General features: G+C 58.5%; 29 protein-coding genes and 2 pseudogenes. 15 read left to right on the top strand and 16 right to left on the bottom strand.

Annotation, left to right across the window (positions count from 1 at the left end; translation table 11 throughout):
* Nucleotides 1-5: 5 nt before the first annotated feature.
* From ftsY to AC1DFB_RS04300, 4 genes are all read left to right on the top strand, one after another.
* Nucleotides 6-1,145, top strand: a complete 1,140-nt coding sequence (ftsY, locus tag AC1DFB_RS04315; protein ID WP_480922189.1) for a signal recognition particle-docking protein FtsY — start codon at nucleotides 6-8, stop codon at nucleotides 1,143-1,145.
* 88 nt (nucleotides 1,146-1,233) lie between these two features.
* The gene (locus AC1DFB_RS04310) at nucleotides 1,234-2,136 is read left to right on the top strand and encodes a DMT family transporter (protein ID WP_170393546.1); all 903 of its coding nucleotides are present in this window, start codon (nucleotides 1,234-1,236) and stop codon (nucleotides 2,134-2,136) included.
* Between the two features lie 16 nt (nucleotides 2,137-2,152).
* Complete coding sequence (locus AC1DFB_RS04305; protein WP_170393548.1) at nucleotides 2,153-2,758, top strand: inner membrane-spanning protein YciB; 606 nt, start codon at nucleotides 2,153-2,155, stop codon at nucleotides 2,756-2,758.
* A gap of 109 nt (nucleotides 2,759-2,867) precedes the next feature.
* A complete protein-coding gene (locus tag AC1DFB_RS04300) occupies nucleotides 2,868-3,536 on the top strand; it encodes a Crp/Fnr family transcriptional regulator (RefSeq protein WP_170393550.1) in 669 nt (222 codons plus the stop codon).
* A gap of 229 nt (nucleotides 3,537-3,765) precedes the next feature.
* Here the strand turns inward: AC1DFB_RS04300 and AC1DFB_RS04295 are convergent, their stop codons facing one another.
* From AC1DFB_RS04295 to rpiA, 7 genes and pseudogenes are all read right to left on the bottom strand, one after another.
* Complete coding sequence (locus AC1DFB_RS04295) at nucleotides 3,766-5,208, bottom strand: Do family serine endopeptidase (RefSeq protein ID WP_480760313.1); 1,443 nt, start codon at nucleotides 5,206-5,208, stop codon at nucleotides 3,766-3,768.
* A gap of 179 nt (nucleotides 5,209-5,387) precedes the next feature.
* Complete coding sequence (locus tag AC1DFB_RS04290; RefSeq protein ID WP_170393554.1) at nucleotides 5,388-5,582, bottom strand: DUF2065 domain-containing protein; 195 nt, start codon at nucleotides 5,580-5,582, stop codon at nucleotides 5,388-5,390.
* Entirely contained in the window at nucleotides 5,582-6,478 is an 897-nt protein-coding gene (hflC, locus tag AC1DFB_RS04285) for a protease modulator HflC (RefSeq protein ID WP_480922188.1), read from the bottom strand. The genes AC1DFB_RS04290 and hflC overlap by 1 nt, the downstream gene beginning before the upstream one ends.
* Nucleotides 6,478-7,619, bottom strand: a pseudogene (gene hflK / locus AC1DFB_RS04280) (FtsH protease activity modulator HflK). The gene hflC and the pseudogene hflK overlap by 1 nt, the downstream one beginning before the upstream one ends.
* A gap of 72 nt (nucleotides 7,620-7,691) precedes the next feature.
* Nucleotides 7,692-9,050, bottom strand: a complete 1,359-nt coding sequence (gor, locus tag AC1DFB_RS04275) for a glutathione-disulfide reductase (protein WP_480922187.1) — start codon at nucleotides 9,048-9,050, stop codon at nucleotides 7,692-7,694.
* Nucleotides 9,051-9,110: 60 nt separating this feature from the next.
* A complete protein-coding gene (locus AC1DFB_RS04270; RefSeq protein ID WP_480922186.1) occupies nucleotides 9,111-9,659 on the bottom strand; it encodes a hypothetical protein in 549 nt (182 codons plus the stop codon).
* 3 nt (nucleotides 9,660-9,662) lie between these two features.
* Nucleotides 9,663-10,448: a ribose-5-phosphate isomerase RpiA gene (rpiA, locus tag AC1DFB_RS04265; RefSeq protein WP_170645840.1), complete on the bottom strand. Its 786-nt coding sequence runs from the start codon at nucleotides 10,446-10,448 to the stop codon at nucleotides 9,663-9,665.
* A 167-nt stretch (nucleotides 10,449-10,615) separates the two neighbouring features.
* On the opposite strand from rpiA, the pseudogene AC1DFB_RS04260 reads away from it, so the two are divergent.
* The 4 genes and pseudogenes from AC1DFB_RS04260 (at nucleotide 10,616) to AC1DFB_RS04245 (ending at nucleotide 14,097) form a co-directional block, all read left to right on the top strand.
* Nucleotides 10,616-11,318: pseudogene (locus tag AC1DFB_RS04260) on the top strand (glutathione S-transferase family protein).
* Nucleotide 11,319: 1 nt separating this feature from the next.
* On the top strand, nucleotides 11,320-12,693 hold the full coding sequence (locus AC1DFB_RS04255) for an L-serine ammonia-lyase (protein WP_480922185.1): 1,374 nt from the start codon (nucleotides 11,320-11,322) through the stop codon (nucleotides 12,691-12,693).
* A gap of 27 nt (nucleotides 12,694-12,720) precedes the next feature.
* Entirely contained in the window at nucleotides 12,721-13,137 is a 417-nt protein-coding gene (locus AC1DFB_RS04250) for a GFA family protein (protein ID WP_480922184.1), read from the top strand.
* Between the two features lie 45 nt (nucleotides 13,138-13,182).
* Nucleotides 13,183-14,097 (top strand): DMT family transporter, encoded by a 915-nt coding sequence (locus AC1DFB_RS04245; RefSeq protein ID WP_223118233.1) that lies wholly within the window; start codon nucleotides 13,183-13,185, stop codon nucleotides 14,095-14,097.
* On the opposite strand, the gene AC1DFB_RS04240 is transcribed toward AC1DFB_RS04245, so the two are convergent.
* Nucleotides 14,042-14,749 carry a thiamine diphosphokinase gene (locus tag AC1DFB_RS04240; RefSeq protein ID WP_480922183.1) on the bottom strand — a complete coding sequence of 236 codons (708 nt, stop codon included), beginning with the start codon at nucleotides 14,747-14,749 and terminating at the stop codon, nucleotides 14,042-14,044. The two genes, AC1DFB_RS04245 and AC1DFB_RS04240, sit on opposite strands and share 56 nt — an antisense overlap.
* Nucleotides 14,750-14,869: 120 nt before the next feature.
* Here AC1DFB_RS04240 and AC1DFB_RS04235 point away from each other — a divergent pair, with 120 nt between their 5' ends.
* On the top strand, nucleotides 14,870-16,543 hold the full coding sequence (locus AC1DFB_RS04235; protein WP_480922182.1) for a hypothetical protein: 1,674 nt from the start codon (nucleotides 14,870-14,872) through the stop codon (nucleotides 16,541-16,543).
* 98 nt (nucleotides 16,544-16,641) lie between these two features.
* On the opposite strand, the gene AC1DFB_RS04230 is transcribed toward AC1DFB_RS04235, so the two are convergent.
* From AC1DFB_RS04230 to nthA, 6 genes are all read right to left on the bottom strand, one after another.
* Nucleotides 16,642-17,349, bottom strand: coding sequence for a YfaZ family protein (locus AC1DFB_RS04230; RefSeq protein WP_170626079.1), 708 nt, complete (start codon nucleotides 17,347-17,349; stop codon nucleotides 16,642-16,644).
* A gap of 79 nt (nucleotides 17,350-17,428) precedes the next feature.
* Nucleotides 17,429-17,671 carry a DUF2842 domain-containing protein gene (locus AC1DFB_RS04225; protein ID WP_170511086.1) on the bottom strand — a complete coding sequence of 81 codons (243 nt, stop codon included), beginning with the start codon at nucleotides 17,669-17,671 and terminating at the stop codon, nucleotides 17,429-17,431.
* Nucleotides 17,671-18,963, bottom strand: a complete 1,293-nt coding sequence (locus AC1DFB_RS04220; RefSeq protein WP_170393577.1) for an adenylosuccinate synthase — start codon at nucleotides 18,961-18,963, stop codon at nucleotides 17,671-17,673. The genes AC1DFB_RS04225 and AC1DFB_RS04220 overlap by 1 nt, the downstream gene beginning before the upstream one ends.
* Before the next feature lie 219 nt (nucleotides 18,964-19,182).
* Nucleotides 19,183-19,512 (bottom strand): nitrile hydratase accessory protein, encoded by a 330-nt coding sequence (locus AC1DFB_RS04215; RefSeq protein ID WP_480922181.1) that lies wholly within the window; start codon nucleotides 19,510-19,512, stop codon nucleotides 19,183-19,185.
* Nucleotides 19,509-20,186 carry a nitrile hydratase subunit beta gene (gene nthB, locus AC1DFB_RS04210; protein WP_480922180.1) on the bottom strand — a complete coding sequence of 226 codons (678 nt, stop codon included), beginning with the start codon at nucleotides 20,184-20,186 and terminating at the stop codon, nucleotides 19,509-19,511. Before nthB ends, AC1DFB_RS04215 begins: the two co-directional genes overlap by 4 nt.
* Nucleotides 20,183-20,797: a nitrile hydratase subunit alpha gene (gene nthA / locus AC1DFB_RS04205; protein ID WP_170511094.1), complete on the bottom strand. Its 615-nt coding sequence runs from the start codon at nucleotides 20,795-20,797 to the stop codon at nucleotides 20,183-20,185. The genes nthB and nthA overlap by 4 nt, the downstream gene beginning before the upstream one ends.
* Nucleotides 20,798-20,948: 151 nt before the next feature.
* Between nthA and secG the strand changes: the two genes are divergently transcribed.
* From secG to AC1DFB_RS04175, 6 genes are all read left to right on the top strand, one after another.
* A complete protein-coding gene (gene secG / locus AC1DFB_RS04200) occupies nucleotides 20,949-21,317 on the top strand; it encodes a preprotein translocase subunit SecG (protein WP_010439184.1) in 369 nt (122 codons plus the stop codon).
* Nucleotides 21,318-21,476: 159 nt separating this feature from the next.
* Complete coding sequence (locus AC1DFB_RS04195) at nucleotides 21,477-23,120, top strand: CTP synthase (protein ID WP_170421030.1); 1,644 nt, start codon at nucleotides 21,477-21,479, stop codon at nucleotides 23,118-23,120.
* 102 nt (nucleotides 23,121-23,222) lie between these two features.
* On the top strand, nucleotides 23,223-23,999 hold the full coding sequence (locus tag AC1DFB_RS04190) for an isocitrate lyase/PEP mutase family protein (RefSeq protein WP_170393586.1): 777 nt from the start codon (nucleotides 23,223-23,225) through the stop codon (nucleotides 23,997-23,999).
* Between the two features lie 71 nt (nucleotides 24,000-24,070).
* Complete coding sequence (locus tag AC1DFB_RS04185; protein WP_480922179.1) at nucleotides 24,071-24,364, top strand: DUF1330 domain-containing protein; 294 nt, start codon at nucleotides 24,071-24,073, stop codon at nucleotides 24,362-24,364.
* 41 nt (nucleotides 24,365-24,405) lie between these two features.
* Nucleotides 24,406-24,855, top strand: a complete 450-nt coding sequence (locus AC1DFB_RS04180) for a tellurite resistance TerB family protein (RefSeq protein WP_170393590.1) — start codon at nucleotides 24,406-24,408, stop codon at nucleotides 24,853-24,855.
* Between the two features lie 21 nt (nucleotides 24,856-24,876).
* Entirely contained in the window at nucleotides 24,877-25,314 is a 438-nt protein-coding gene (locus tag AC1DFB_RS04175; protein WP_170393592.1) for a tellurite resistance TerB family protein, read from the top strand.
* A 31-nt stretch (nucleotides 25,315-25,345) separates the two neighbouring features.
* Here the strand turns inward: AC1DFB_RS04175 and AC1DFB_RS04170 are convergent, their stop codons facing one another.
* Nucleotides 25,346-25,924, bottom strand: a complete 579-nt coding sequence (locus AC1DFB_RS04170) for a disulfide bond formation protein B (RefSeq protein WP_170393594.1) — start codon at nucleotides 25,922-25,924, stop codon at nucleotides 25,346-25,348.
* A gap of 9 nt (nucleotides 25,925-25,933) precedes the next feature.
* The gene (locus AC1DFB_RS04165) at nucleotides 25,934-26,053 is read right to left on the bottom strand and encodes a DUF5993 family protein (RefSeq protein ID WP_480922585.1); all 120 of its coding nucleotides are present in this window, start codon (nucleotides 26,051-26,053) and stop codon (nucleotides 25,934-25,936) included.
* Nucleotides 26,054-26,400: the final 347 nt, after the last annotated feature.

The following is a 26,400-nucleotide window of genomic DNA, read 5'->3' as shown; positions in this document are numbered from 1 at the left end:
CAAAAATGGCGTTTTTCTCAAAGCTCAAGGACAAGCTGTTCAAATCCTCATCGCGCCTCGAAGAGGGGTTGGATGCAATTGTCGAGGATGGCGGCGAGGAAACCCCAAATCCTGATCCGGTGATCCCCGAACCAGAGCCCGAACCGCAACCGGTTCCCGAAGTGCCGGAACCCGCGCCCGCGCCCCAACCGGTCGAGCCTCCCGCTCCGATCCCGGCTGATCCCACACCGGCGCCTCCACCCCCAGAGGTTCCGGAATCCAAGGGCTTGATGGGTCGCCTGTTCGGCCGAAATGAATCCAAGACCGTGGTCCGCCGCACGCTGGACGACGACATGCTGGAGCAACTCGAAGAGCTTCTGATCGCCTCGGATATGGGCGTCGACACCGCCTTGCGCGTTACGTCCAACATGGCCGAGGGCCGCTTTGGTCGCAAACTCTCGACCCAGGAAATCAAACAGCTGCTGGCGCAGGAGGTTGCCCGCGTGATGGAACCCGTGGCTAAACCCATGCCGATCTACCCCAAACGCCCGCAAGTGGTGCTGGTTGTTGGCGTCAACGGTTCGGGCAAAACTACGACAATCGGTAAGCTTGCCAGCCAGTTCAAAGACGCCGGCAAGAAAGTCGTCATCGCCGCCGGAGACACATTCCGCGCCGCCGCCGTCGAACAGCTGCAGGTCTGGGGTGACCGCGCAGGCGTGCCCGTACTGACGGCACCCGAAGGGTCCGACCCTGCCTCGCTCGCCTTCGATGCACTGACCAAGGCCCAGAGCGAAGGTGCTGACCTTCTGATGATCGACACCGCAGGCCGCCTGCAAAACCGCGCCGATCTGATGGAAGAGCTGGCCAAAATCGTCCGCGTCATCCGCAAGGTTGACGACACCGCACCGCACAACACTCTGCTGGTGCTGGACGCCACCACCGGGCAAAACGCCCTCAGTCAGGTCGAAACCTTCCGCAAACTGGCCGATGTCTCGGGCCTCGTGATGACCAAACTGGACGGCACAGCCAAAGGCGGCGTGCTGGTCGCCCTCGCCGACAAGTTCGGCCTTCCGATCCACGCCATTGGTGTCGGTGAGCAAATCGACGACCTCGCCCCGTTTGATCCCGAAGAATTCGCCGCCGCCCTGACGGGCCTACAATCCTGATCCGCCCCTTCATCTGGCCGAAAATACCTTCGGGGGGCTTGGGGGGCAGACAGCCCCCCACTCTCTCCGCCCAAGCGAAAGCCCCGATTTGAGCGACTGGCTGATCTCCCTCGAAGGCACCGAAGCAGGCCACCAACTCGCCCTCGCGCTCGCGCTGATGGCGGCCTTCCTGCATGCGGTTTTCGGTGCACTGCAAAAAGGCCGCCACGACCCGTGGATGTCGCGCGGGGCGATCGATGCCTGCTACTGCCTTATGGCGATGCCATTCGCCTTCTTTATCGTGCCATGGCCCGAACCATACATGTGGCCGATCTTTGGCGTCGTTTGGCTGATCCATATCGGCTATAAGGTGCTGCAGGCGATGGCCTACACCAAAGGCTCCTATACCGTTGTCTATCCGGTCGTGCGCGGTACTGGCCCGCTCTTCACCGTGATCGGAGCCTATCTTTTGTTCGGTGAAACCTTCTCGGCCATCCAATGGCTTGGAGTCGCGACGCTTCTTGCGGGTATCTTCGGCCTTGCCGCCTATAACCTGCGCTACCTTGAGACCAATCGAGATACGCTGCAAATCGCGCTGGTGCTGGCGGTCGTCACGGGCCTCTTCGTGGCGCTCTATACGACCTATGATGCCTACGGTATCCGCGCTACGGCCGACCCGTTCACCTTCCTTGCGTGGTTCTTCATGATCGACGGGGCCGCGATGCCGATCTATGCTGCGCTCAGATACCGCGCAATGATCCACCGCCCCGCGCTTGGACCTCTGATGCTTCGCGGGTTTGCGGGCGGCATCATCGCGCCGATGTCCTTCGGTGCCATCATGCTGGCCACGCGACTGGACAAGGTCGGAGAGGCGGCGGTCCTGCGCGAAACCTCCACCGTTTTCGCAGCACTCATCGGCTGGCTGGTGCTGAAAGAAACTGTCGGCCCCAGACGCATTGCGTTGATGGCATTGATTGCACTCGGCGCAGTAATAGTTGAAATGGGCGGGTAAGCAGCAGGTTGGAATCATGGCAGAGAAAAAAGACATCAACCCATTCCTCAAACAGGTACTGGAACTTGGCCCCCCACTGGCCTTCTTCTTCATCTACCTGCGCCTGCGTGATGACAATTTCGTGATCGGCGGCACCGAGTATTCTGGGTTCATCGTCGCCACCATCCTGTTCGTGCCGCTGATGCTGGCTGCCATGGGCATCCTCTGGTACCTGACGGGCAAACTCAGCCGTATGCAGATTTTCACCGCATTCATGGTGATTTTCTTCGGCGGCCTCACCGCGTGGTTCAATGACGAGCGGTTTTTCAAGATGAAAACAACGCTGGTCTATGGCTTCTTTTCCGCCATCCTCGGGATCGGGCTTTTGCAGGGGAAATCCTACCTGGCATATGTTCTGGACGAGATGCTACCCATGCAGCACGAGGGCTGGATGATCCTCACCCGGCGTCTGTGTGCCTGTTTCGCAGTACTGGCCGCAGCTAATGAATTGGTCTGGCGCACGATGTCAACGGACCTATGGGTCAAGATCGAAACCTTCGGCTTTCCCATTGCCTTGATGGCGTTTCTGATGATGCAGTTCAACCTGCTGCAAAGCTATATGGATGATCCCGACAAGCAATAACTGTTCTTGCCCAAGCGTAACAAGCTAACAAAATTTCTTGGCTTAAGCTTGAAGCTGTGAAAAGTTGGGTCACCACCCGCACCACTCAACCCCGGAGATCAGCGCCCGAATGATGGCATTTCCCAACAGTGGATTCCTGTCCGAAGCCTCTGAAGAGCTGCGCACCATGTTGGCAGCCCAGGCCACCGAAGTCACATTGGATCGGGGCGATGTCCTGTTCGAGCAGGACGATGAAGGCGATGCGCTCTATGCCATTCTTTCCGGTGCGCTCGAAGTGTCATTTCTTGCGTCGAGCGGGCGCAAGCTGTCTCTCAGCATGATGCGCCCAGGTGAGGTGTTCGGGGAAATCGCGTTGTTCGATAGCGGTCCCCGCACCGCAACCGTAACAGCAGCTGAGCCCTCCAAAGTCCTGCGCGTTCGCCAGAAAGACATGATGGCGCAAATCCGGGAACATCCTGACCTTGCGGTGGATCTGATCCGCTTGGCCGGTCTTCGCATGCGTTATATGGGCGCTCAATTGAACGAGCAGGTTTTCCTGCCGATGCCGATCCGACTGGCGCGCAAGCTTTTGCACCTGGCAGGACAACAGGACAGCCCAACGGCACGTATCACGCTTTCGCAGAGTGAATTGGCCGAATTTGTCGGTGCGACGCGTGAGGCAGTGTCAAAGACCATTTCGACATGGAAACGCGACAATGTCGTCGAAGCTTCGCGCGGCGGGCTGCAGATCCACGACTTTGACGCGCTGCGGCAACTGGCCGAATCCGATTTAATCTAAATTTTCGGCACAGATGTGATCCGCTTCACATACGCAGCTTTAAGATTGCCCTAAGGTCAATCCCGTTACCGTAGGAGGTCGGTTTTATCATCCCCGATATCTGTCCACCGACCTCTCCCTGTACAGAGCCATATGCCTTCCCCGGCATATGGCTTTTTTCTTAACGAAGTATGAAAAAGGCCGGGAAAATATCCCGACCTTCTAATTTCAGATCTGTTCGCTGAGTTTATTATTCTAGGCTCAGCGCTACGAACCGGGGTTCCCCGCCCCGCCGCACCAGCAGCAGCAGAGATTTGCGTCCTGCTTCACGCGCCTCATCCATCCGCGTCTCCAGATCAGTGATCGAAGTCACCTTCTGCTGCCCCGCCTCAGTGATAAGATCACCGGCGCGCAGACCCTTTTCAAAGGCTTCCGAGGATTCATCAACATTGGTCACCAACAATCCTTCGGCATCGGCATCCAGACCCAATTCCTCGCGCTGGCTATCCCCCAGCGGAGCGATGGTCAGGCCAAGAATATCCTTGTCTTCCTCCGTCGGCGTTTCGGCTTCCGGCTCTTCGCCGTTCTCGGCACGTTCGGCGTCTTCGCGGCGGCCCAGCGTCACCAGCACGGTCTGGGTGCCTCCATCACGGTGCACGACCACACGCACAGATTTGCCAACGGTGGTCTCTCCCACCTGCCGCACAAGACCGCGTGTATCCTCGACCTCGACACCATCAAAGCTGATGATCACGTCTCCGGCCAGCAGGCCCGCTTCTTTTGCCGGGCCGTCCGGTACATCGCTGATCAACGCACCTCCGGGTTTGTCCAGCCCCATCGCCTCGGCCATATCCTCGGTCACGTCCTGAATGCGCACGCCCAGCCAACCACGACGGGTCTCCCCGAACTCACGCAGTTGATCAACGACCTTGATCACCACGTTCGAAGCCATCGAGAAACCAATCCCGATCGAGCCGCCATTGGGCGACAGGATCGCAGTATTCACACCAATCACCTCGCCATTCATGTTGAACAGCGGCCCACCCGAGTTGCCCCGGTTGATCGCAGCATCGGTCTGGATGTAGTCATCATATGACCCGCTCAGCGCCCGATTCCGGGCCGAGATAATCCCTGCTGACACCGAAAAGCCCTGCCCCAGCGGGTTCCCCATCGCGATCACCCAATCGCCCACGCGGGCAATGTCGCTGTCACCGAACTGCACGTATTTCAGCGGCCCTTCAGCCTCGACTTTCAGCAGCGCGATGTCGGTCTTTTCGTCCCGGCCGATTACCTTGGCAACCAAATCTTTCGCGGGCTGGCCATCACCGGGAAAAAACTCGACCAAAATCTCATCGGCTTCGGCAATCACGTGATTGTTGGTGACGATATAGCCGTCTTCCGAGATCACGAAGCCCGAGCCCAGCGCATTGCTGCGACGTGGACGATTTTCATTGTCCCCGCCATTGCGATCCTGAAACTCTCGGAAAAAGTCTTCGAATGGTGAGCCCTCTGGCACGATCCCTTGCGGGCCAGTCTGGCCTTCGATCAGTGTCGACGTGGTGATATTGACTACCGCAGGGCTAATCTGTTCAGCCAGCGGCGCCAGGCTATCACCCCGCGCCTGCGCGGACACCGATTGAGCCAAAACCAGCAGCACCCCCACTAAGATCAGCCACATCAGCCGCATCTTCATAACAAAATCGTCCCGTCGGACGGACACACTGCGCGCCTTAGCCTGCACTTGGGGTCTCCTTGTTGACTAATTCTCTGTTGGCATCACCCGGATGCCCTTCTTTGCAACCAATGTAGTCAGTTTGTCCCGGCCCGCAACTCGGGATCGCGGGGAAATCACCGGTGCGTGAAACCATCGCATCAAAAACCGACCTGATATGCGCCCCACAGCAGCACCAGCCCGCTGACCACGCACAGCAGCCCGACCAGCCTCCGCGCCTGTTCCGGCAGCGCGCGCAGCGCCTCAAGCATGCGTTCTATAAGCGAAGGGGCCAGCGCATAGGCCAGCCCCTCGACAATCAGCACCAGCCCGAAGGCCAGAAGGATCATGCCCATCACTCGGCGGCCGCAGCTGCCGGTGCCCGACGCCCGGTCGGAGAAGCAAGGTAGTTGAAGAACTCCGAGTCCGGGCTCAGGATCAACGAGCTGTTGCTGCCTTGCAGGGCATTTTCATAGGCCGTCAGCGACCGATAGAATTCAAAGAATTCCGGGTCCGCACCATAAGCTTCGGCAAAGATCGCGTTGCGTTCAGCGTCGGCCTCACCACGAGTAATCTCAGCCTCACGACGCGCGTCCGACACCAGTTCAACCACGGTCCGGTCGGCCTGCGCCCGCACACGCTGCGCCGCCTCGTTACCCCGGGCGCGCTCGTCGGTGGCTTCACGCTCCCGTTCGGCCTTCATCCGGTCAAACGTCGCCTCAAGGTTCGCCTGCGGCAGATCAGTCGCCTTCAGACGCACGTCGATGACGGTCACGCCCAGCGCACGTGCCTCGGCAATTGCGCTGTTGCGGATACGCAGCATCAACGCCGCACGGTCCGAACTGAGGATATCACGAGACGATACCGAACCCAGTACTTCCCGCGTTTCAGCGCGCAGGATGCGGTCCAGACGATCTTCGGCCACCGGGATGCCCCCGACACCAACCGCTTGTCGGAACCGCTCCAGATCGGAAATCCGGTAACGCGCGAAGGCATCAACCACCAGACGGCGATCATCCAAAGGTGTCACCTCCAGAGGCTGCACGTCAATCGACAGGATACGGTCGTCGTAACGGACGACTTCCTGAATCAGTGGGATTTTGAATGCCAGACCCGGCTCTTCCTTCACCGCCACAACGCGGCCAAATTGCAGAACCAACGCACGCTCGCGTTCATCAACGATAAAGATCGCGGACAGAACACCAACGATCGCGAGGAAAACGATCGGCAGAATAAATGTCGTCTTACGCATCAGTTGCTCTCCCCTGCAGGGCTACGGCGCAACTCGTTGAGCGGCAGATAAGGCACGACGCCCTGCCCCGATCCTGTCGAGTTTTCATCCAGAATGATCTTGTCCACGTCACCCAATACCTGCTCCATCCGTTCCAGATAAAGGCGTTTGCGGGTCACATCAGGTGCCTTGGAGTACTCCTCCAGAACCGCGCTGAAACGGCTTGCTTCACCCTGCGCACTGTTGATCTGCTGGGCGCGATAGGCCTCGGCCTCTTCCAGAACCTGCGCGGCTTCACCGCGTGCCTCGGCCAGAACCCGGTTTGCATAAGCGTCAGCGACGTTCTGCAACCGGTCACGCTCCTGCGCGGCGGCCTGAACGTCGCGGAACGCGGCAATCACGTCCTGCGGCGGGTCGGCCTTGTCAAAGTTTACACGAACGATGTTCACGCCCGAATCGTAGCTGTCCATCGTCAACTGAATCAGCTCCTGCAGACGGTCTGCAATGATGCCACGATCCCTGTTCAGAATCGGCGCAAGTTCGCTTTGCGCAATAATCTCACGCATCGCCGATTCAGACACCGCCCGAATGGTTTGGCGTGGATCACGCAGATTGAACAGGTACTTGGCTGGGTCGTTAATGTTCCAGACAACTTGATAGTCGATATCGACCACATTCTCGTCGCCGGTCAGCATCAGACCATCGTCGCTGCCACGTGCACCACCCATGTCTTCGTTCTGTTCGCGTGTGACCGGAATCACTTCGGCGGTCACAAACGGCCAGGGTGCAAAGTTCAGACCCGGATTTCCGACAGCCGAGAACTCGCCCAGAAACAGCTCAACTGACTGTTCTTCCGGCTTAACCGTATAGAAGCTTGCCAAACCCCAAAGACCGGCCGCAACAAGCAGACCAATCGCTACCGTTCCTTTGGTAAACGCGGGGCCACCGCCGCCGCCCTTACCATTGGTCCCACGGCCACCGCCGCCACGACCGCCCATGAGGACGCGCAGCTGCTCCTGGCCCTTTTTCATCAGCTCATCGATCTCGGGGATCTGCGGGCCGTCACCTTCGGGGGGCTTGCGCCCATCCCCGTTGTTACCCCGATTTCCTCCGCCTCCGGATGAGCCTCCGCCCCCCAGGGGCCGCCGCTGTTGCCCGCCATATGTATCTTTTCCCTTGTGTTGGACCGTGTGATCACGGGTTCCCTTGTAACGTGTGTGCGCGCGCTTGCAAATCAAGCCGTGCGCACAGGTTGCCGCATTGTCACCAGTTCTTCGGCCATCACCGGATGAACTGCAACCGTACGGTCGAAATCTTCTTTGGTGGCACCCATCTTTACGGCAATTCCGGCAAGTTGGATCATCTCACCCGCGCCCGGCGCAACGATGTGACAGCCGAGGATTTTCCGCGTCTCTTGCGACACGATCAGCTTCATCAGCACGCGCTGTGTGCCTCCGGCAAACGCCTTCTGCATGGGCTTGAATGAGGTCGCATAAACCTCGATCGGTTCCTGTTCCGCAGCCGCTTCCTCGCTGAGGCCCACAGTACCCATTTCCGGCTGGGTAAAGATGGCGGTCGGGATCAGTTCGTGATCAACGGGCGTTGGGTTGCCTTTGAAGACGGTTTCGACAAAGGCCATGCCTTCGCGGATCGCCACAGGTGTCAGGTTCACCCGATCCGTTACATCGCCAATGGCAAAGATCGAGGGCACGCCTGTCTGGCTGTACTCATCCACGATGATCTCACCCTTGCGACCGCGCGCAACGCCCAAAGCCTCTAGCCCCAGATCATCCGCATTCGGCGCGCGACCCGTGGCATACATCACAACGTCGAACAGCTGCTCGGAGCCATTTGTGGCCTTCACCCAGATTTTGTCGCCTTGCTTTTTCATCTCAAGCACGTTGGTGCCCAGATGCAGGTCGATGCCGTTCTGGCACATCTCTTCACTGATCAGCCCGCGCGCCTCATCATCAAAGCCCCGCAGAATCTGCGCCCCGCGATAGAACTGAGTCGTTTTGACCCCCATCCCATTCATGATCCCGGCAAATTCACAGGCGATATAACCACCGCCAACGATCAGCATGGATTCGGGCAGTTCCTCCAGGTGGAAAATCTCATTCGAGGTGATCGCAAGATCAGATCCGGGGAACTCGGGTACAACCGGACGACCGCCCGTTGCGACAAGAATATGCTTGGCTGTCTTGCGGGTACCATCAGCCAGTTCCACCGTATGCGGATCAACGACATGGGCGCGCTGGTCGAAACTCTCGACACCATTGTTCTTCAGGATATTGCGGTAGATACCTTCTAACCGATCGAGCTCTGCGTGCAGCTTGCCCTTGAACGTATCCCAGTTGAACGCGCCGGGCTGCATGTCCCAGCCATAGGCCTGCGCGTCCCCGACCGTATCCGCGAACTCGCTGGCGAAAACCATCAGCTTCTTGGGTACACAGCCACGGATCACGCAGGTTCCGCCGTAACGATCCTCTTCCGCCAAGGCCACTTTGGCGCCGTTTTCACCCGCCGCCACCCGTGCCGCGCGAACTCCGCCCGAGCCGCCTCCGATGACGAACAGATCATAGTCAAAGCTCATGTACCTTGCCTCTTCCAGTTTCCTTGCGATCGCCACCCTGGCGTCGCGAAGCGGTTTATCTCATGGTGCGTCGCTGTCCATAGTTTTCCTATTGGCCATTTGAACTTGCCAAGGTCTATCCAAGTCTGGCCAGTGTTGACGTAACGCCACGATGAATTGGTCAGATATGTTCTGGCGTAGTCGTTTCAACGAAAAATCCGCATACGCTTGTTCATTGAAAAGCCGAACGAGAACCTGTTCACGCGACAGTGGTTTCCACCACTTCCTAGCTTGAACAATTTCGATAGCTCTTAACTGCTCCCAACGAACGGTCACTGCAACCGGCCATCCCCCCGGCCCTGGTCTTGTGAACGAGACACCTTCATCTCCAACCGCCGCAACCAAATCGATCTGACGATACAACGAATACAAATATACCGGGATGCTGATAGCCAGCAGCCCCATCGTCAAGTCGTAGAACAAAGAATACAACGAGCCCTCTCTCGGAGCGTATCCAAAGTACCAGAGGGGCATCAAACCGAGGATAGCCACTCCGCCGCCTTTCAGTACCAAACGAACAACACGCCGAAGTTTGGTCTCTCTGGCTACAAATGCTGGCTTAGTGTTCAAACTTTAGTCCGCCAGATCGGAAAACAGGTTGTCCCCGCCGTCGCCCAGCATATCGGTCAGGACTGTACCCTCATTGATATCACGCAATTCGACCCGGCCATCGCCATAACCAATGACAACCTTGTCGCAAATATCAATGAACAGCCCATTTTCGACCACACCCGGGATCTGATTCATCACCAGTGCCAGTTGGCGGGCATTGCCGATCCGCTTGAGATGCAGGTCCAGAATGTGATTGCCCTCATCCGTAACCTTGGGTGCCTCACCGTTCATGCGCAAAGTGACCGAGGTGCCCAGCACATCCATTGTGTCCAGCGCCTCTTCAATCAGGGTGCGGGTGGTCTGCCAGCCGAACGGGATCACCTCGACCGGCAGAGGGAATGCGCCCAGCGTCTCAACCTCTTTGCCTGCATCCGCGATCACCACCATCTGATCGCTGGCTGTGGCCACAATCTTTTCCTGCAACAGCGCAGCACCACCGCCCTTGATCAGGTTGAACTCGCCATCAAACTCATCCGCGCCGTCGATTGTCAGGTCCAACCAGCCGGCCTGATCCAGCGAGACGACCTCGATCCCTTCTTCCCGCGCCAATTGCGCCGTCGCGGTCGACGTCGGAACGCCCTTGATTTTCAACCCCTCGTCGCGCACCCGTTCACCCAGGCGGCGCACCAACCACGCGGCGGTCGAGCCTGTCCCCAATCCCACACGCATCCCGTCCTGAACAAGATCGGCGGCGCGACAGGCAGCAACGTATTTCGCTTTGTCGATGGGCGACAAGTCTCTGGTCATGGCAGCTTCCCCCAAGAATACTGCCAGACTTATACGGAATGCCCCGCGCAACTGCGAGAGGCAAAACACTCCGCACCTGTGCTAACATGTCGCTGAAATACGCGTTTCCGATAGGAAACGTCGCAATCAGCCTCTATTGTGATCGCCAGACCCCCTAGATAGTCGCCATGGAATCGCCATACCGCCTGCACTACGCCCCCGACAACGCCTCACTGGTGATCCGACTGGCGCTGGAAGAGATGGGCCTGCCCTATGAGACCATACTGGTCGATCGCGCCCGCGATGCACAGAATAGTGCGGCGTATCGGGCGTTGAATCCGAACGGGCTGATCCCGGTGCTGGAGACGCCCCAGGGTCCGATCTTCGAGACCGCCGCAATCCTGCTGTGGCTGGCTGATACGCATGGGCAATTGGCCCCGACACAGGTCAGCCCTGATCGGGCGGCATTCCTGAAGTGGCTGTTCTTCGCCTCTAATACCCTGCATGCCGACCTGCGAGATCCTGTTCTATGCCGAGAAATACATCGCGGCAGAACAGGCCGATACACTACGCTCCGGCATCCGCCCCCGGCTGCGGCAGCACCTGAATCTGCTGGATGCTCAAGCCCAAAAAGCGCCCGACTGGTTCAGTGCTGATCACCCGTCAGTCCTGACGATATATGTCGCCTGCATGATGCGCTGGATGGCGCTTTATCCCGCTAAGGCGGACCGCAGCTGGTATCAACTCGCCGACACGCCTTATCTGCAAAAAATCCTGATGCAGCTAGAATCAAACCCGTCGACCCGCGCCGCCATTGCCGCCGAGGGGCTGGGGGTCACTCCCTTCACCTCGCCGACCTACGCCAACCCTCCAGAAGGCTCAGCTACCTGATATGTTTCTCTCTGTCTTCGATATGTTCAAAGTGGGCATCGGCCCATCTTCTTCCCACACCATGGGTCCGATGGTGGCCGCCGCACGGTTCCTTGACCTGATGCGCGCCTCGCCGTTCGAGTTTTCGGGCCTGCGCGGCTCGTTGCACGGCTCGCTGGCCTTTACCGGCGTCGGCCACGCCACCGACCGCGCTACCATTCTGGGCCTCGCCGGGTTTGTGCCCGACACCTATGACAACGACAAGGCCGAAGCCACACTGGCAGCTATCGCAGAATCCCATACGGTGACACCCGAAGGCCTGCCGACGCTGAGCTTTGATCCCAAAGCCGATCTGATCTTCGACTACGACAACAATCTGCCCGGTCATGCCAATGGTATGATCCTGATGGCCACTGACGCACAAGGCGATGTCATCCTGCGTCAGGTCTACTACTCCATCGGTGGAGGATTTGTTCTTACGGAAGAGGAATTGGCCGAAGGCAAGGCAACTGACGAAGGTGCGCCTGTGCCCTTCCCATTCAAATCCGCCGCCGAAATGCTGCAAATGGCCAAAGACAACGGTAAAAGCATCGCTCAGATGAAGCGCGAAAATGAGATCGCGCGCGGTTGCGCGGATAGCTTTGCCAAAGGCACCGCGCGTCTTTGGCAGGTCATGAATAACTGCATCGAGCGTGGGCTAAAAACGGATGGCATCCTGCCCGGTGGTCTCAGCGTGCGCCGCCGCGCCAAAGGCATTCACGATGCCCTGCTGGCGGAACGCGGCATGAACCTGAATGCCCCGCATACGATCAACGACTGGATGAGCGTCTACGCCATGGCCGTGAACGAGGAAAACGCAGCCGGTGGGCAAGTTGTCACCGCCCCCACAAATGGCGCGGCGGGCGTGCTGCCATCAGTTCTGCGCTACTACCTCGATCACGTGCCCGGCGCGTCCGAAAGCCATGTCGAGGATTTCCTGCTGACCGCCGCCGCCATCGGTGGTCTGGTCAAGTTCAACGCTTCGATCTCGGGCGCTGAAGCGGGCTGTCAGGCCGAGGTTGGCAGCGCGTCAGCCATGGCTGCGGCAGGCATGTGCGCCGTGATGGGCGGTACGCCTGAGCAGGTTGAGAACGCCGCCGAGATCGCGTTGGAACATCACCTTGGCATGACCTGCGACCCAGTCGCGGGCCTTGTGCAGGTGCCGTGTATCGAGCGTAACGGATTGGGCGCGATCAAGGCCGTTTCAGCCGCATCGCTGGCGCTTCGCGGCGACGGCAAGCACTTTATGCCTTTGGACGCGGCCATTGAAACTATGCGCCAGACCGGCGAGGATATGCACGAGAAATACAAAGAAACATCTTTGGGCGGGTTGGCCGTCAACGTGCCGAACTGCTGATCTGACAGCAAGAACAAGTGGGGTGACATGCGCGGACACTGCCTGTGCGGCAAGATTGGATACGAGGTTGATCCTCCGGTTCTGTCCTGTGTCACCTGCCATTGTGACAGCTGCCGTCGCCAATGCGCCGCTCCGATGACCACCTATTTCGGCGTGCGCGACGGCAATTGGCGCTGGATCGGGGAAGAACCGAAACGCTTCAGCTCCTCCCCCGGGGTCGAGCGCAGCTTTTGTCCCCATTGCGGCACACCGATATCCTTCCGGTCGACGGTGATGTCGGATGTGATGCATCTCTACGTCGCGACACTGGAAAATCCCGAAGTACTCAGCCCGACCTTGCATGTCGCGCACGAGGAAAAGCTTAGCTGGCTGCAGCTTGGTGACGGCCTGCCCACCTGCATCGGCCCGGATTACACCAAAGTCCAACCCCTGCCCGACACCTGAGATCAGAGCTTCCCCCTGTGCCGCTAAAGCGCTAGCGTCGCGCACATGACTCAGGATCGTCCCGTTCTCGGCATCATTTTGATGCTCGGTTTTTGCGTGCTCGCACCGCTGGGTGACGGGATGGCAAAGCTGTTGGGTGAAACCACAGCTTTGGGACTGCTGGTACTGGTGCGGTTTGCTGTTCAGGCGATGATCCTGATCCCACTGATCGCAATGACCGGCAAGCCATGGAAGATGATGCCGCGCGTTTTGCGCCTGACGATGATCCGCACCCTTCTGCACATCATTGGTATCGCAGCGATGTTCACAGCGCTGCAATATATGCCGCTGGCCGATACCGTGGCCATCGCCTTTGTAATGCCCTTCATCATGCTGCTTTTGGGCAAATACGTACTGGGCGAACAGGTCGGCCCCCGACGTCTGGTCGCCTGTGTCGTGGGATTCATCGGCACCTTGCTGGTCATCCAACCCAGCTTTGCACAAGTGGGCGCGCCCGCCTTGCTGCCCCTGATCGTTGCGGTGGTCTTCGCCCTGTTCATGCTGGTTACGCGGCAGATCGCCAAGGAAACGGACCCGGTTGCGCTGCAGGCTGTATCGGGGGCCATGGCAACCGCCTTTTTGCTGCCGATTGTCCTGCTGGGTTCCCAGATCGGCCTGCCCGCAATGTCCCTGACAATGCCCACTGGCGAGACACTCTGGCTGCTGCTGGGAATCGGTGTGCTGGGCACCGTGGCGCATCTGCTGATGACATGGTCTCTGCGCTATGCGCCGTCTGCGACTTTGGCCCCGATGCAATATCTAGAGATTCCGGTCGCCACCCTGATCGGCTGGCTGATCTTCCACGATCTGCCAAACGGGCTGGCCGCGCTAGGCATCGGCATCACCATCGCCGCCGGGCTCTACGTTATCCTGCACGAGCGGGCCAACGCTCGGTCCGGCCCGACTGAAACGCCTGCATGACCTGATCCAACGCCGCGCGCGGCAGGATCGTCAGCAACCCGGGTCCATTGACTTCAAGCGTTAGCGCGCCTAGCGCTCGGTTTGAGGTTCCGACCTGCCCGTCCGGTTCCAGCACCAGATCATCAATCGGCCATTCCAGCCCCTCGCTGCGCCCGGTCACCCGCCGCAGCGGAAACAATGAAACCGTGTCTCCTGCTGTGAGCTCCAGACTGATCCTGGGTGGCGCATGAAAGACAATTTCTCGTGCGCCCAACAGGACACAAGGCCGATCCTGCAACCGAACCAGAGTATTGAACGCCACCAACTGATGATCCACGCGCGCGCCCAGAAATCCTGCTGCCAGCACCACAGGCGCATCCATATTGCGCAGCGCCTTGTCAAAATCGGTGCTGTTCTGCTCGGATATCTGGAACAACCGATCCTTGGGAATCCGGGCCCGATATTCTGCCGTAATCGAGTCCAAATCGCCGATCACTGCGTCCGGCATCCGTCCCGAATCAATCAACGCAGCCGCACCGCCATCCGCCGCAACGGCAGAATTGACGCGATTTAGCACCAGATTCACATCCTCTGAACAGATTTCGCCCCCACCAAACAGCCCGATTGGCCCGCCAGAGCGAACAATTGCCCCATTTTCCACAAGATTGACCATAATTTCCAGTTTTGGACATAATGAAACCACAAAATGATAGCTTCATGGCTAGAGTTTCGAGTCGGTTGCCCCTGCTGTGTCTGGTAATCGACCTGGTAGTTTGTAAAGGACATGCGTCTGATGGTACAGAACAACAAGGTACTCACCGTTTCATACGGCACCTTCTCGTGCACCCTCGAAGGCTTTGACGATTCGTTTGAAACAATGAAGGCGATCGCCGAGTATTTCCGGGACCTTGCAGCGGATGACCGATACTTCGGATCGGAACCCCCTCAGCCTGACGCCGAGATGCTGACCCGGATCGCACAACGGGACGCCGCACAGAAGGTTGAAGCCAGCCAGAACGAGACCGGCCTGTTGCTGCGCGCAACGGAAGCCGCCCCGGTTGCAGCACCGACCCCCGCTGCAATTGCGCCAGCCACAACACCTGAACCTGTTCAGCCTGTCGCGGATGTTGTTCCCCCTGCTCCGTCTGTTCCGCAATCCGACGATGCCCCCGCCGCTGACAGTATCGCAGCCAAGCTGCAGCGAATCCGGGCTGTTGTTTCGCATTCCGATGCTGCCCCTGCCGGATACTCTGAAGACGAAGACGTCAGCTATCTGCAGCCCGTGAAGCCAAAGGTCGATGCAATCTCTGCCGCTTTTGAGTCCGGCGCGCTGAGCCCGGCCGATCTGGAAGACACTGCTACGGACGACGCTCCGGCAACGGCCCCGCAGGTCGAACAGCCTGCCGAACCCGAGCAAATGGCAACGATCGCCGAGCTGCCCGTTCAGGACGAAGAACCTATCGCGCCTGCCGCCATCGAGCAGGAAGAAGTCGAAGCAGCCCCGATCATCTCACCGGCGATCACTGCCGAACTTGAAGACGAGGACGAAGCGCCCGAACAGCCGTCAGCCGATGTCACGGACAAGGACGCGTTGTTTTCGGACCTCGACGACGAATCTGAAACTGAAGACGAAGGCCCCTCAAACATCCTGAATGACCAGGACAACACCGACGAAGATGAAACAACACCGGATCTTGCCGGCCTCGCCCATGGCGTCATCTCGGCCGAGGATGAGGCGCTGCTGCTTGACGAAATGGCGCTGGTAGAAACCGAGCTGGCGGCAAACACGACGGCTGAGCTGCCCGATATGACGGGTCTGGATCAGGACGTCTCGCGCCTGATGGACGAAGCGGGCGCCCATATGGATGATCCTGCCACCAGCGGCCAGCGCGAAACATATTCTCACCTGCGCACTGCCGTTGCTGCAACCGAAGCAGACCGCAAAGATGGCGCAGACAAATCTCAGACCCCCGAGGATGATTATCGCGGTGATCTGGCCTCGGTCGTCAATCCACGCCGACCCGAGATCGAGGTCACCAGTGAACGCCCCACCCCGGATGCTGCCGCACCATTGAAACTGGTGGCTGAACAGCGGGTGGATACCGAAACGGCTGACACCGGCCCGGTGACACCGCGCCGTGTCACCTCGGCGGACGAGGAATCTGCAGATGAAGAAGGTGGTTTTGCAGCCTTTGCGCAAGAACAGGGTGCCCAATCACTACTCGACCTGCTGGAAGCTGCCGCGGCTTATCTGTCCTTCATCGAAGGTCAAGAGCAGTTCTCACGTCCACAGCTGATGAACAAAGTTCGCTCGCTCAAGCAGGAATCGTTCAACCGCGAAGAAAGCTTGCGCTCATTCGGTCAGTTGCTGCGGGACGGCAAAATCGAAAAGGCCGGAGGTGGCCGTTTTGCCGCCTCAACCCAAATCGGGTTCCGCCCGAACGACGACGAGCGTGCCGCTGGCTGACTCCAAGATCCCCAAATACCCCCTCAAGACAAAATTGGGCCAGCGGAAACTCTGGCCCTTTTTCGTTCCGTGGCTGGCAGCCAAAAAGCCAATCAAGTTCAGAAGTTGAACGCCAGCGCCACGTAAGGGCCGGTCAGGATCAGATCAATCACATCGCGCCCGTCTTCAAACTCAACATCCAGATGGCGATACCCGCCCGCAACGTTGATATTCTCACGCCACTTCCAACTAGCCTGCACCAGCGCCTCCCACTGGAATTCCGAGCCATAACCGAAGCCGCCGATGTTGCCCATCGCTGTGAGGCTCCAGCGGTCATTCAGCGCGTAGTTATAGCGTGCGCCGATTAACGGGTCAGTCCAGCTTTGATCCGTGCTGAAGGTGCGATCCAGCACGGTGGTCGAAACATCCAGGTCCCAATGGCGCAGCCCGGCCAACGCTTCCAACCGTGACTGATCATCCTGATAGACCGCATAGCTGGCCGCCAGTGAGACCATCGTGCCCTCAAGATCCCAACTGGCTGCATCGTCGAACCGACCGACCGAGACATCGTCACCCAAATTGAGATAATTGAACTCACCACCAATGGTCCAACGCCCATTTCGGGCCTGACCAGCGATCAGGAACGCGCCCTTCAGAATGTCGAAGATCGAGGTATCCCCGTTCACCGGCGGGTTTGGTCCCACGTCCAGTGAGGTTCTGAATTCCGGCCCCCAGAAATAAGGCGCAATGGTATAGCGCCAATCATCGGCCTGAGCGCTGCTCGCGATACATGTTGTGGTAACCGCCGCTAATACCCGGTTTTTCATGCCCTGTCTGCCTCTGGTTGCCGCGAAAGAAAGTCGCAAACATCGTGCCACGCAGAAGACACCAAGACAATCGGGCGGCTTAGCTTTGATCTTGATCCGGGTCCTCTTTGCCCACCCCGCGGAAGACAAATTTGAACGGCAACGCCCAGACAATGCCAAGTGCGACATATACCAGAAGTTCCAGCCAGACCGGCGGGCGATCCAGCCAGTTCACGATTGTCACAACCGCAACGATATAGATGGGGAGCCCGATCAGCAGCAGCACCAATGACCACCGCCGACGTGCCTTATAGCTGAGGCCGGGTTTGTCGTTGCTGCTCATCAATCTGCAAACGGGTCGGTCACCAGAATGGTGTCCTCCCGCTCCGGGCTGGTGGACAAAAGGGCGACCGGACATTCGATCAATTCCTCGACGCGGCGCACGTATTTGATCGCGTTCGCAGGCAAGTCTGCCCAACTGCGCGCGCCTTCGGTGGATTCGCTCCAGCCCGGCATCTCTTCGTAAATCGGCGTGCAACGTGCTTGCTGGTCGGCGGCGGTCGGCAGATAGTCCAGACGATCGCCATCCAGCTCATATCCAACGCAGATTTTCAGCGTCTCGAACCCGTCCAGCACATCCAGCTTGGTCAGGGAGATGCCGTTCACGCCGCTGGTCGCGCAGGTTTGGCGTACCAGACAGGCATCGAACCAACCACAACGGCGTTTGCGCCCCGTCGTGGTGCCGAACTCATGCCCCCGTTCGCCCAGGCGCTGGCCATCTTCGTCGTCTAATTCGGTTGGAAAAGGCCCCTCACCCACGCGGGTCGTGTACGCCTTGACGATGCCCAAAACGAAGTCGATCGAACCCGGCCCAATCCCAACGCCTGTCGAGGCCTGGCCCGCAATCACATTCGACGATGTCACAAACGGATAGGTCCCGAAATCGATATCCAGCAGCGCACCCTGTGCGCCTTCGAACAGGATTCGCTTGCCTGCCTTGCGCTTCTCGTTCAGCACCTTCCATACGGGCGCGGCAAACGGCAGAATCTGTGGTGCGATCTCTTTCAGCTGCGCAATCAACGCGTCACGATCAATAGGTTCCAACCCCAAACCATTGCGCAGCGCATTGTGATGGACCAAGGCCCGATCGACCCGCAGCGCCAGCGTCGCATCATCAGCCAGATCAGCCACCCGGATTACACGCCGCCCGACCTTGTCCTCATAACACGGACCGATCCCGCGACCGGTCGTGCCGATCTTGGCCACCGAGTTCTGGCTTTCGCGCGCACGATCCAGCTCGCCATGGAACGGCAGGATTAGCGGGGTGTTCTCGGCAATCATCAGCGTCTCGGGCGTGATATCGACACCCTGCGCGCGGATCGTACCGATCTCTTTGATCAGGTGCCAAGGGTCCAAAACGACCCCATTGCCGATCACGCTCAGCTTTCCACCGCGTACGACGCCCGAAGGTAGCGCATGCAGTTTGTAAACCTCACCCTCAATGACCAGCGTGTGCCCGGCATTATGTCCACCCTGAAAACGCGCGATCACATCCGCTCGCTCACTGAGCCAGTCGACGATCTTGCCTTTTCCTTCGTCGCCCCACTGGGCGCCGACAACAACCACGTTGGCCATATCCGGTCCTTTTGCGCTGAATATTCAAACCCGGCTCATATAGCCGGGCACAGACGGCAGGGAAACCGATATTTCGCCGCAGATACAAATCGTGCTGCGCGCGATGCCTCCGGCGGAGGTGTTTTTGGCCTGATGAAGATCGGGTCCCCTGCTTCATCTGGCCAAAAGTACCTCGGGGAGTCGCCCGGACGGGCGGCGGGGGCAGCGCCCCCTCTGCTTTTAGCGCAATTGTACGGGATGACCGTGGGGTGTTGTCAGGTAAGCCTCTTCCCATGCATTGCGAAGATCCTGGACATCATCAGTGGGCGCTTCCCCCTGCTCAGCCAGCAGCGCCTCCAAGGTCTCCAACCAAGCGGAGAAGTAATCGTCCCCACCATCCAGATCTTTTTTGAGGCCGTTCCGTTTCAAAGTATTGGAAAACCGTTCCGCCCAGTCCGGCCAATCAAACCGGCCCGCTTCGTTCAAGGCCACTGTGACCGCAAAAACCTGTGCGTGCCAGGGCTCAGCAAAAACCGGCTCGGGGGCCGAGTGAGTGATACAATCGCTCATGCGGGCTCCAAATAAGACTGCCAGAGGTCCAGCACGACTTCATCCGCCGGGTGCTCAGGGTTTGCCCAAAGTTCTGAGGCGGGAAACACGACCGCATATAGCGGCTCGGGGGCTTCACCCAACCCATGGGCGTTGGAATCCGGCAGGACATGAGTGCCATGCAGCCTGAGGATGCGACCCGTCGCAGCGGCGGCATAGATTGGCAACCGAGTGTGGCCGCCATCAACCAGTCGATTGGCGCTCTGGCTCAAGGTTCGGACTGCTTGTCCGGCTTGAAACCGAACTTCGACGTTCGACGGGCGATCTGCGGGTCCACCTTTGGCCAAAGCGACTGCGACGGCGTCAGCCTTCAGGGTACGCTCAGTCAGAGGATGAACACCATCCCCGTCAACACCGCGCAAATCATCAAGCGTCAGGACACCCTTTTCGACCAGAAGATCAGCCAGACCAGACATCCATTTCTCATAGTAAGAAAACCGCGCGTAGTCCGTAGGAGACAACCTTTCCCGCGCGTGGCGTGAGACATCGATATTCCATCGCCCCAGAAACCCCGCAGCGAGCGTTACCGCCAGCGCCCTACCGTGCCAGTCTTCGGCAAACACCGGCGCGTCTTCGGGTTCCGGGTTCACCGGACCATCACCAAAGCGCCCTCCCATATCATGTACGCGCGTCATGACGGCACCTTGGGTAGCCCAGTGCCGATCATGCTGTCGCGGGTGACCAGCGCCGCCAATTCGTCCGCGTTCAATCCTTCTGTGCCCTCTGGGCGCATCGGCAGGACGAGGTAACGAATTTCGGCCGTCGAATCCCAGACGCGAACCGATGTACCTTCGGGCAAGGTAACACCAAACTCAGACAGGACCTTGCGTGGCTCACGCACGGCACGGGCGCGGTAGGCGTCAGATTTGTACCAGCCGGGTGGAATTCCTAGCAGCGGCCACGGGTAACAACTGCACAAGGTGCAGACGACCATGTTGTGCTGTTCAGGCGTGTTCTCGACGACCACCATATGCTCACCCTGACGACCGTAATAGCCCAGATCCGCCACGACTGATGTGGCGTCTGCCAGCAGTGAGGCTTTGAAATCGGGATCACTCCAAGCCTTTGCAACAACATGCGCGCCGTTCTGTGGACCTATCTTGTTCTGATAAGTATCGATGATTTCATCCAGCGCTGCAGGATCAATCAGACCCTTGCGGGTCAGAATCGTCTCAAGCGCTTTGACGCGCAGCGCGGGTTCGGGAGGCAACAGGGCGTGCGGGTGGTCGTGATCATCATGTGGCATGAGGCGCAGCCTGCGCGACAGAACAGCGCTCTGTCCAGTCTCTTTGGTGTGATATGAAACATCACCGCACGTGATGCCAACTCGTGACTTGCCCCCGCTGGCAAACTTGCATAAGTACCACGCGATACACGCCACGCTGTACAGGACCACCATGGAAAACGTCGTTCTCATCATCCACCTTCTTCTGGCCTTGGGCCTGATTGTCGTTGTGCTGATGCAACGTTCCGAAGGCGGCGGCCTTGGGATGGGTGGCGGTGGCGGCGGGGCCATGACGGGCCGCGCGGCAGCAACGGCGTTGGGCAAGCTGACATGGATCCTGGCCGCGTGCTTTATCGTCACCTCGATCACGCTGACGATTCTGGCGGCCCAGAAATCTTCTGGCAGCTCGGTGATTGACCGTTTGGGCGTGCCTGCCCCGGCCCCGGCTGAGGAAAGCGCTCCGGCAGTCCCATCGGCAGATGAATTGTTGCCGCCGGCGCAAGGCGACAATGCTCCGCTGATCCCGCAGGCGGCCGACTAAGCCACAAAACCTAGAAAATCATAAGGGAACTGCAACAGCATCTTGCGGTTCTCTTGCGCTATGTGCGCGAATCCTTTATACGTGAAGTCCCGTGATGCAGCGGTTTTTTCGAACCGCAGGGCAGCTAATAATGACGTCTCACGGGAGCAGCCGAAAAACATGGCGCGTTTTATTTTCATCACTGGTGGTGTGGTTTCGTCCTTGGGCAAAGGACTGGCTTCGGCGGCGTTGGGATCGCTGTTGCAGGCCCGGGGATATTCGGTGCGTCTGCGCAAGCTGGACCCCTATCTAAACGTCGATCCGGGCACCATGTCGCCCTTCGAACATGGCGAAGTATTCGTTACCGATGACGGCGCTGAAACCGATCTGGACCTTGGCCATTACGAACGCTTCACCGGTGTGGCGGCACGCAAGACCGACTCGGTCAGCTCGGGGCGGATTTATTCCAATGTGCTGGAGAAAGAGCGCCGTGGAGATTACCTCGGCAAAACCATTCAGGTGATCCCGCACGTCACGAATGAGATCAAGGATTTCATCGCGATTGGCGAGGATGAAGTTGATTTCATGCTCTGTGAAATCGGCGGCACCGTAGGTGATATTGAGGGCCTGCCCTTCTTTGAAGCGATCCGCCAGTTCAGTCAGGACAAGCCGCGCGGTCAGTGTATCTTCATGCACCTGACGCTGCTGCCCTATATCAAAGCATCGGGCGAGTTGAAAACCAAGCCAACCCAGCATTCGGTGAAAGAGTTGCGCTCGATCGGTCTAGCCCCTGACATTCTGGTTTGCCGGTCTGAGGGACCGATTCCAACCAAAGAACGCGAAAAGCTGGCCCTGTTCTGCAACGTCCGCCCTGACAGCGTGATTGCCGCACAAGACCTCAGCACCATCTACGACGCCCCGCTGGCCTATCACCGTGAAGGTCTGGATCAGGCGGTTCTGGACGCATTCCAGATCAGCCCGGCCCCCAAGCCCGATCTGGCCAAATGGGAAGACGTCAGCGACCGCATCCACAACGCCGAAGGCGAAGTGAAAGTAGCCATCGTCGGCAAATACACCCAGCTTGAAGATGCCTATAAGTCAATTGCCGAGGCCCTGACCCATGGCGGCATGGCCAACCGCGTCCGCGTCAAGATCGAGTGGGTCGATGCCGAGGTGTTTGACAACGAAGACGCCGCACCTCATCTGGAAGGCTTCCACGCCATCCTCGTCCCCGGCGGCTTTGGCGAACGTGGCACCGAAGGCAAGATCAAGGCCGCTCAATACGCGCGCGAGCACAAGGTGCCCTATCTGGGCATCTGTCTGGGCATGCAGATGGCAGTGATCGAAGCGGCGCGCAATGCGGCGGGAATCACCGAAGCCGGGTCCGAAGAATTCGATCATGAAGCCGGGAAAAAGCGTTTTGAACCCGTTGTTTACCACCTGAAAGAATGGGTGCAGGGCAACCACAAGGTCGAACGCAAAGTCGGAGACGACAAGGGCGGCACCATGCGTTTGGGCGCTTATAATGCGGTTCTGGCCGAAGGCTCGAAGGTCGCGGAAGTCTATGGCGGCACCCAGATTGAGGAACGCCACCGTCACCGCTATGAGGTCGACATCAAGTACCGCGACAAACTGGAAAAGGCAGGCCTGAATTTCTCGGGCATGTCGCCAGATGGTCGCCTGCCGGAAATCGTCGAATGGTCGGATCACCCATGGTTTATTGGTGTTCAGTATCACCCGGAACTGAAATCCAAACCCTTCGACCCGCACCCCCTGTTCCGCGAATTCGTGCGCGCCGCGAAAGACACCTCGCGTCTGGTCTGATCACGGGCCGATAACAGATTTGTACCAGTCGGCGCGAAATTTCTTTACGCGCCGGCGGTTTGCACGGTTAACTGCCGCCATAGCAGCGACAGGAGACCGGCCATGACCGATCAGATTACCCAAGCAGAAACATTTGCCGCCCTGCACAAGAAGGGTGATCCGGTCATCCTCTATAACATTTGGGACCCCGGCAGCGCCGTCGCTGTACGCGATGCAGGGGCCAAAGCGCTGGCGACTGGCAGTGCTCCGGTCGCGATGGCGCAGGGGTTTTCGGACGGCCAGAACATCCCGTTTGAGTTGGCGTTAGACAACGCTCGCCGCATTGTCGAGGCGGTTGATATACCGGTCACCATGGACCTCGAAGGCGCTTATGCCGAGGATACTTTTGGCATATCGGCCAATGTCAAACGCGCGCTGGAAACCGGAGTAATCGGCTTTAACTTCGAAGATCAGGTCGTTGGAACTAAAGATCTTTATGACATCGAAACACAGGCAGCACGTGTCGCTGCGATGCGCGAAAGCTGTGACGTGGCCGGTGTTCCCGCCTTCATCAACGCCCGCACTGACATCTTCCTCAAAGCCGCTCCGGACACGCATGATCAAGCGATGCTGGATGACGCCATGGCCCGCGCGGCAGCCTACGCCGATGCCGGAGCCAGCGGGTTCTTCGCGCCGGGCCTGAAAGACGAATCCATGATCGGCCAGCTTTGCGCGGCCACCGACCTGCCGGTCAACATCATCGCCCTGCCCGGCACGCCTGACACGCCGACGCTGGCGAAACTCGGCGTGGCCCGGATCAGCTATGGCCCGGTTCCCTATCGGCAAATGACCGCTTGGTTACAGGATTCAGCACGCGCCGCGCTGCAATCCGGTGGATGATCCACTTTTAGGGGATTGCATTTCAACCTGTTCCTCCGCACCTTGCATCCGATACCAGCGGAGGACACCTTGTGGCCAAAGGATACTGGGTTGCCCATGTCGATGTAGACGACATTGAAACCTACAAATCTTACATTGCTGCCAATGCGGCCCCATTCGCCGATTACGGGGCCAAGTTTCTTGTACGCGGCGGCGAGAGGAGCGAGCCTGAAGGCAAGGCTCGCGCCCGCACAGTTGTCATCGAATTTCCCGGCTATGAACAGGCGCTGGCCTGCTATGAAAGCGATGCCTATCAAGCCGCCAAGGCCTTGCGCGATCCGGTTTCGACCGGCGATCTTGTGATTATTCAGGGCTATGAGGGCTAGCACCGCTTGGCGCGCCTCGAATTACGGAATATCCTGCCGATATGTTGAAAAAATTCTTCCAGGCCTTTCGGCCGCCGCAACATGACAAACTGCCCGATCCTGATGCCGAACTGGCCCTGGGGGCATTGCTGGTACGTGTCGCGCAGGCCGACCGCGACTACAAGCTGGAAGAGATCAGCCTGATCGACCGCATTCTTGCGCGACTTTACCAGCACAATGCGATCGAGGCCGCCAAGGTCCGCGCCACCTGCGAAAAATTGCACGCAGCTGCTCCGGAAACAGATACATTCGGCAAACTGATCCGCGAAACCACCGATCTTCAGGAACGCTTGGCCGCGCTTGACGCCCTGTGGGAGGTCGTGCTGGCCGATGGCAACTCGGACGAGGGCGAGGTCAAGATCGTCGAAGAAGCCCGCATTGCCATGGGCCTCAGCTTCAACGACAGCAAAGCGGCACGCGAGCGGATACAAAGCCGCTTGGAAGCGACCTAGGCTATCTCTATATAAACGCTTATGTTCAGTGATTTCCTGTCCCGGCTCACGCAGCCGCAGCCCGACCCGCTTGTCGAAGATGATGCCCGTCTGGCCCTCACCGCCCTGTTGGTGCGTATCGCTCGGTCCGACAACGACTATGCCGATACCGAAATGGCCCGAATCGACCGCATCTCGGCCGAACGCTACGGCCTGTCGCCATTTGAGGCCGCAGCCCTGCGCGCCCGAGCCGAAGACCTTGAAGCCGAGGCGCCCGACACCGTCCGCTTTACTCGCGCCATCAAAGAGGCGATCGCCTATGACGACCGCCTGGCCGTTGTGCAGGCCATGTGGTCGGTCGCACTGGCGGATGGGCACCGCAGCGGTGAAGAGGATTCTCTGCTACGCCTTGTCGTCAGCCTGCTCGGCGTGAGCGATGTGGATTCGGCGCTTGCAAGACAAAAGGCGGCGAAGGTCTGATCAACCGGCAAGCCTTTGGGCGTTGTCAGCGCTATGAATCGCTGCCTTCAAGCTCATTCAGAAACTTGTAGTCCGTCGGTGGATCGTCACAGATGCCAGGCCCACACTCCAAAAGCGCCGAACCAGCGTTCGCGACGGCCAATGCCAAAATCAGGAAAAACGCTGTTTTGGCCAATGTACTTCCTCCGAAGCGTTCGGTTGCCCGAACGTCCGAGGCAAGATCATACTGCTTCTCGAATACCAGCATGATTGCGGTGCCAAGGATGATCAAACCAAAGGCAACTCCCGCCCAGGTATAGAAGTGTAGGCCCAGAACCGGGGAGCCGTAGTGCCCTGTTCCGGGCACGATATGCAGCAGGATCTGGCGGATCGAAACGCTGATCCCAAATATCGCTGCCACCAGCACGATGCCATAGTTTCTGGCGCGCGTACCCCATAACAGGTTCAGAGCAAGCCCGAACCCAACGGCCACGAATCCCACGCGTTGGAGCAAACATAACGGACAGGGCAGTTCGTAAAGGACAAGCTGAAAGTAGAAGGCAAGCACCAGAACCAGGCAAACCGCCAGTGCACCAATCGCATTCATGTTACGAGCAAATTCAGGTGACATTGGACGACCTCACAGTTGAATCGTTAAGGGGGTCGTGGCGTGAAACTTCAGCCAGTAGGCACTCGCCAAAAGCGTCAGCACGAACAATGCGTATGAAATTCTGACCAGCTTAAAGTATGCCAGCACCATCGTGCCGGCGAACAATGCAAATAATAGCGCGATCACAAGAAGCCCCTTACGTGAATTGAATTCGTATATTTCAATCTTTAACTCAAAACGAATTATTCCCAAATTCAAACAGTTTTGGTGATTGGATCAAGCCAGTTCAATAAATTTGGTTTCGCTGAGGATCACCTCGGTTGATCCGGAATCCTGTGACCTGAATCTCTGGGCCGCAATCAAGAGATTGATCTGGCTGACCTGTCGATAATGGTGCATCGAGTCACAGAATGCGCCCAACAAACTGACAGTTTAGACAGCGCGACCGCCCGATTTGGCAATTTCGCTGCGTGAACTTGTCAATTGCGCATTGCATT

The organism is Ruegeria sp. S84, assembly GCF_056583445.1.
The sequence above is the reverse complement of the archived record's forward strand: the minus strand, read 5'-3'. Positions and strand labels throughout refer to the sequence as shown.

What these genes read in the sequence shown, in the direction of transcription:
- AC1DFB_RS04220 (WP_170393577.1), bottom strand. Translation starts at nt 18,963, where the DNA reads ATGGCCAACGTGGTTGTTGTCGGCGCCCAGTGGGGCGACGAAGGAAAA.
- AC1DFB_RS04190 (WP_170393586.1), top strand. Translation starts at nt 23,223, where the DNA reads ATGACCGATCAGATTACCCAAGCAGAAACATTTGCCGCCCTGCACAAG.
- AC1DFB_RS04230 (WP_170626079.1), bottom strand. Translation starts at nt 17,349, where the DNA reads ATGAAAAACCGGGTATTAGCGGCGGTTACCACAACATGTATCGCGAGC.
- AC1DFB_RS04170 (WP_170393594.1), bottom strand. Translation starts at nt 25,924, where the DNA reads ATGTCACCTGAATTTGCTCGTAACATGAATGCGATTGGTGCACTGGCG.
- AC1DFB_RS04215 (WP_480922181.1), bottom strand. Translation starts at nt 19,512, where the DNA reads ATGAGCGATTGTATCACTCACTCGGCCCCCGAGCCGGTTTTTGCTGAG.
- nthB (WP_480922180.1), bottom strand. Translation starts at nt 20,186, where the DNA reads ATGACGCGCGTACATGATATGGGAGGGCGCTTTGGTGATGGTCCGGTG.
- AC1DFB_RS04240 (WP_480922183.1), bottom strand. Translation starts at nt 14,749, where the DNA reads ATGGTCAATCTTGTGGAAAATGGGGCAATTGTTCGCTCTGGCGGGCCA.
- AC1DFB_RS04295 (WP_480760313.1), bottom strand. Translation starts at nt 5,208, where the DNA reads ATGAAGATGCGGCTGATGTGGCTGATCTTAGTGGGGGTGCTGCTGGTT.
- rpiA (WP_170645840.1), bottom strand. Translation starts at nt 10,448, where the DNA reads ATGACCAGAGACTTGTCGCCCATCGACAAAGCGAAATACGTTGCTGCC.
- AC1DFB_RS04225 (WP_170511086.1), bottom strand. Translation starts at nt 17,671, where the DNA reads ATGAGCAGCAACGACAAACCCGGCCTCAGCTATAAGGCACGTCGGCGG.
- secG (WP_010439184.1), top strand. Translation starts at nt 20,949, where the DNA reads ATGGAAAACGTCGTTCTCATCATCCACCTTCTTCTGGCCTTGGGCCTG.
- AC1DFB_RS04305 (WP_170393548.1), top strand. Translation starts at nt 2,153, where the DNA reads ATGGCAGAGAAAAAAGACATCAACCCATTCCTCAAACAGGTACTGGAA.
- hflC (WP_480922188.1), bottom strand. Translation starts at nt 6,478, where the DNA reads ATGCGTAAGACGACATTTATTCTGCCGATCGTTTTCCTCGCGATCGTT.
- AC1DFB_RS04175 (WP_170393592.1), top strand. Translation starts at nt 24,877, where the DNA reads ATGTTCAGTGATTTCCTGTCCCGGCTCACGCAGCCGCAGCCCGACCCG.
- AC1DFB_RS04245 (WP_223118233.1), top strand. Translation starts at nt 13,183, where the DNA reads ATGACTCAGGATCGTCCCGTTCTCGGCATCATTTTGATGCTCGGTTTT.
- AC1DFB_RS04180 (WP_170393590.1), top strand. Translation starts at nt 24,406, where the DNA reads ATGTTGAAAAAATTCTTCCAGGCCTTTCGGCCGCCGCAACATGACAAA.
- gor (WP_480922187.1), bottom strand. Translation starts at nt 9,050, where the DNA reads ATGAGCTTTGACTATGATCTGTTCGTCATCGGAGGCGGCTCGGGCGGA.
- AC1DFB_RS04300 (WP_170393550.1), top strand. Translation starts at nt 2,868, where the DNA reads ATGATGGCATTTCCCAACAGTGGATTCCTGTCCGAAGCCTCTGAAGAG.
- AC1DFB_RS04195 (WP_170421030.1), top strand. Translation starts at nt 21,477, where the DNA reads ATGGCGCGTTTTATTTTCATCACTGGTGGTGTGGTTTCGTCCTTGGGC.
- AC1DFB_RS04235 (WP_480922182.1), top strand. Translation starts at nt 14,870, where the DNA reads ATGGTACAGAACAACAAGGTACTCACCGTTTCATACGGCACCTTCTCG.
- ftsY (WP_480922189.1), top strand. Translation starts at nt 6, where the DNA reads ATGGCGTTTTTCTCAAAGCTCAAGGACAAGCTGTTCAAATCCTCATCG.
- AC1DFB_RS04255 (WP_480922185.1), top strand. Translation starts at nt 11,320, where the DNA reads ATGTTTCTCTCTGTCTTCGATATGTTCAAAGTGGGCATCGGCCCATCT.
- AC1DFB_RS04165 (WP_480922585.1), bottom strand. Translation starts at nt 26,053, where the DNA reads ATGGTGCTGGCATACTTTAAGCTGGTCAGAATTTCATACGCATTGTTC.
- AC1DFB_RS04250 (WP_480922184.1), top strand. Translation starts at nt 12,721, where the DNA reads ATGCGCGGACACTGCCTGTGCGGCAAGATTGGATACGAGGTTGATCCT.
- AC1DFB_RS04290 (WP_170393554.1), bottom strand. Translation starts at nt 5,582, where the DNA reads ATGGGCATGATCCTTCTGGCCTTCGGGCTGGTGCTGATTGTCGAGGGG.
- nthA (WP_170511094.1), bottom strand. Translation starts at nt 20,797, where the DNA reads ATGCCACATGATGATCACGACCACCCGCACGCCCTGTTGCCTCCCGAA.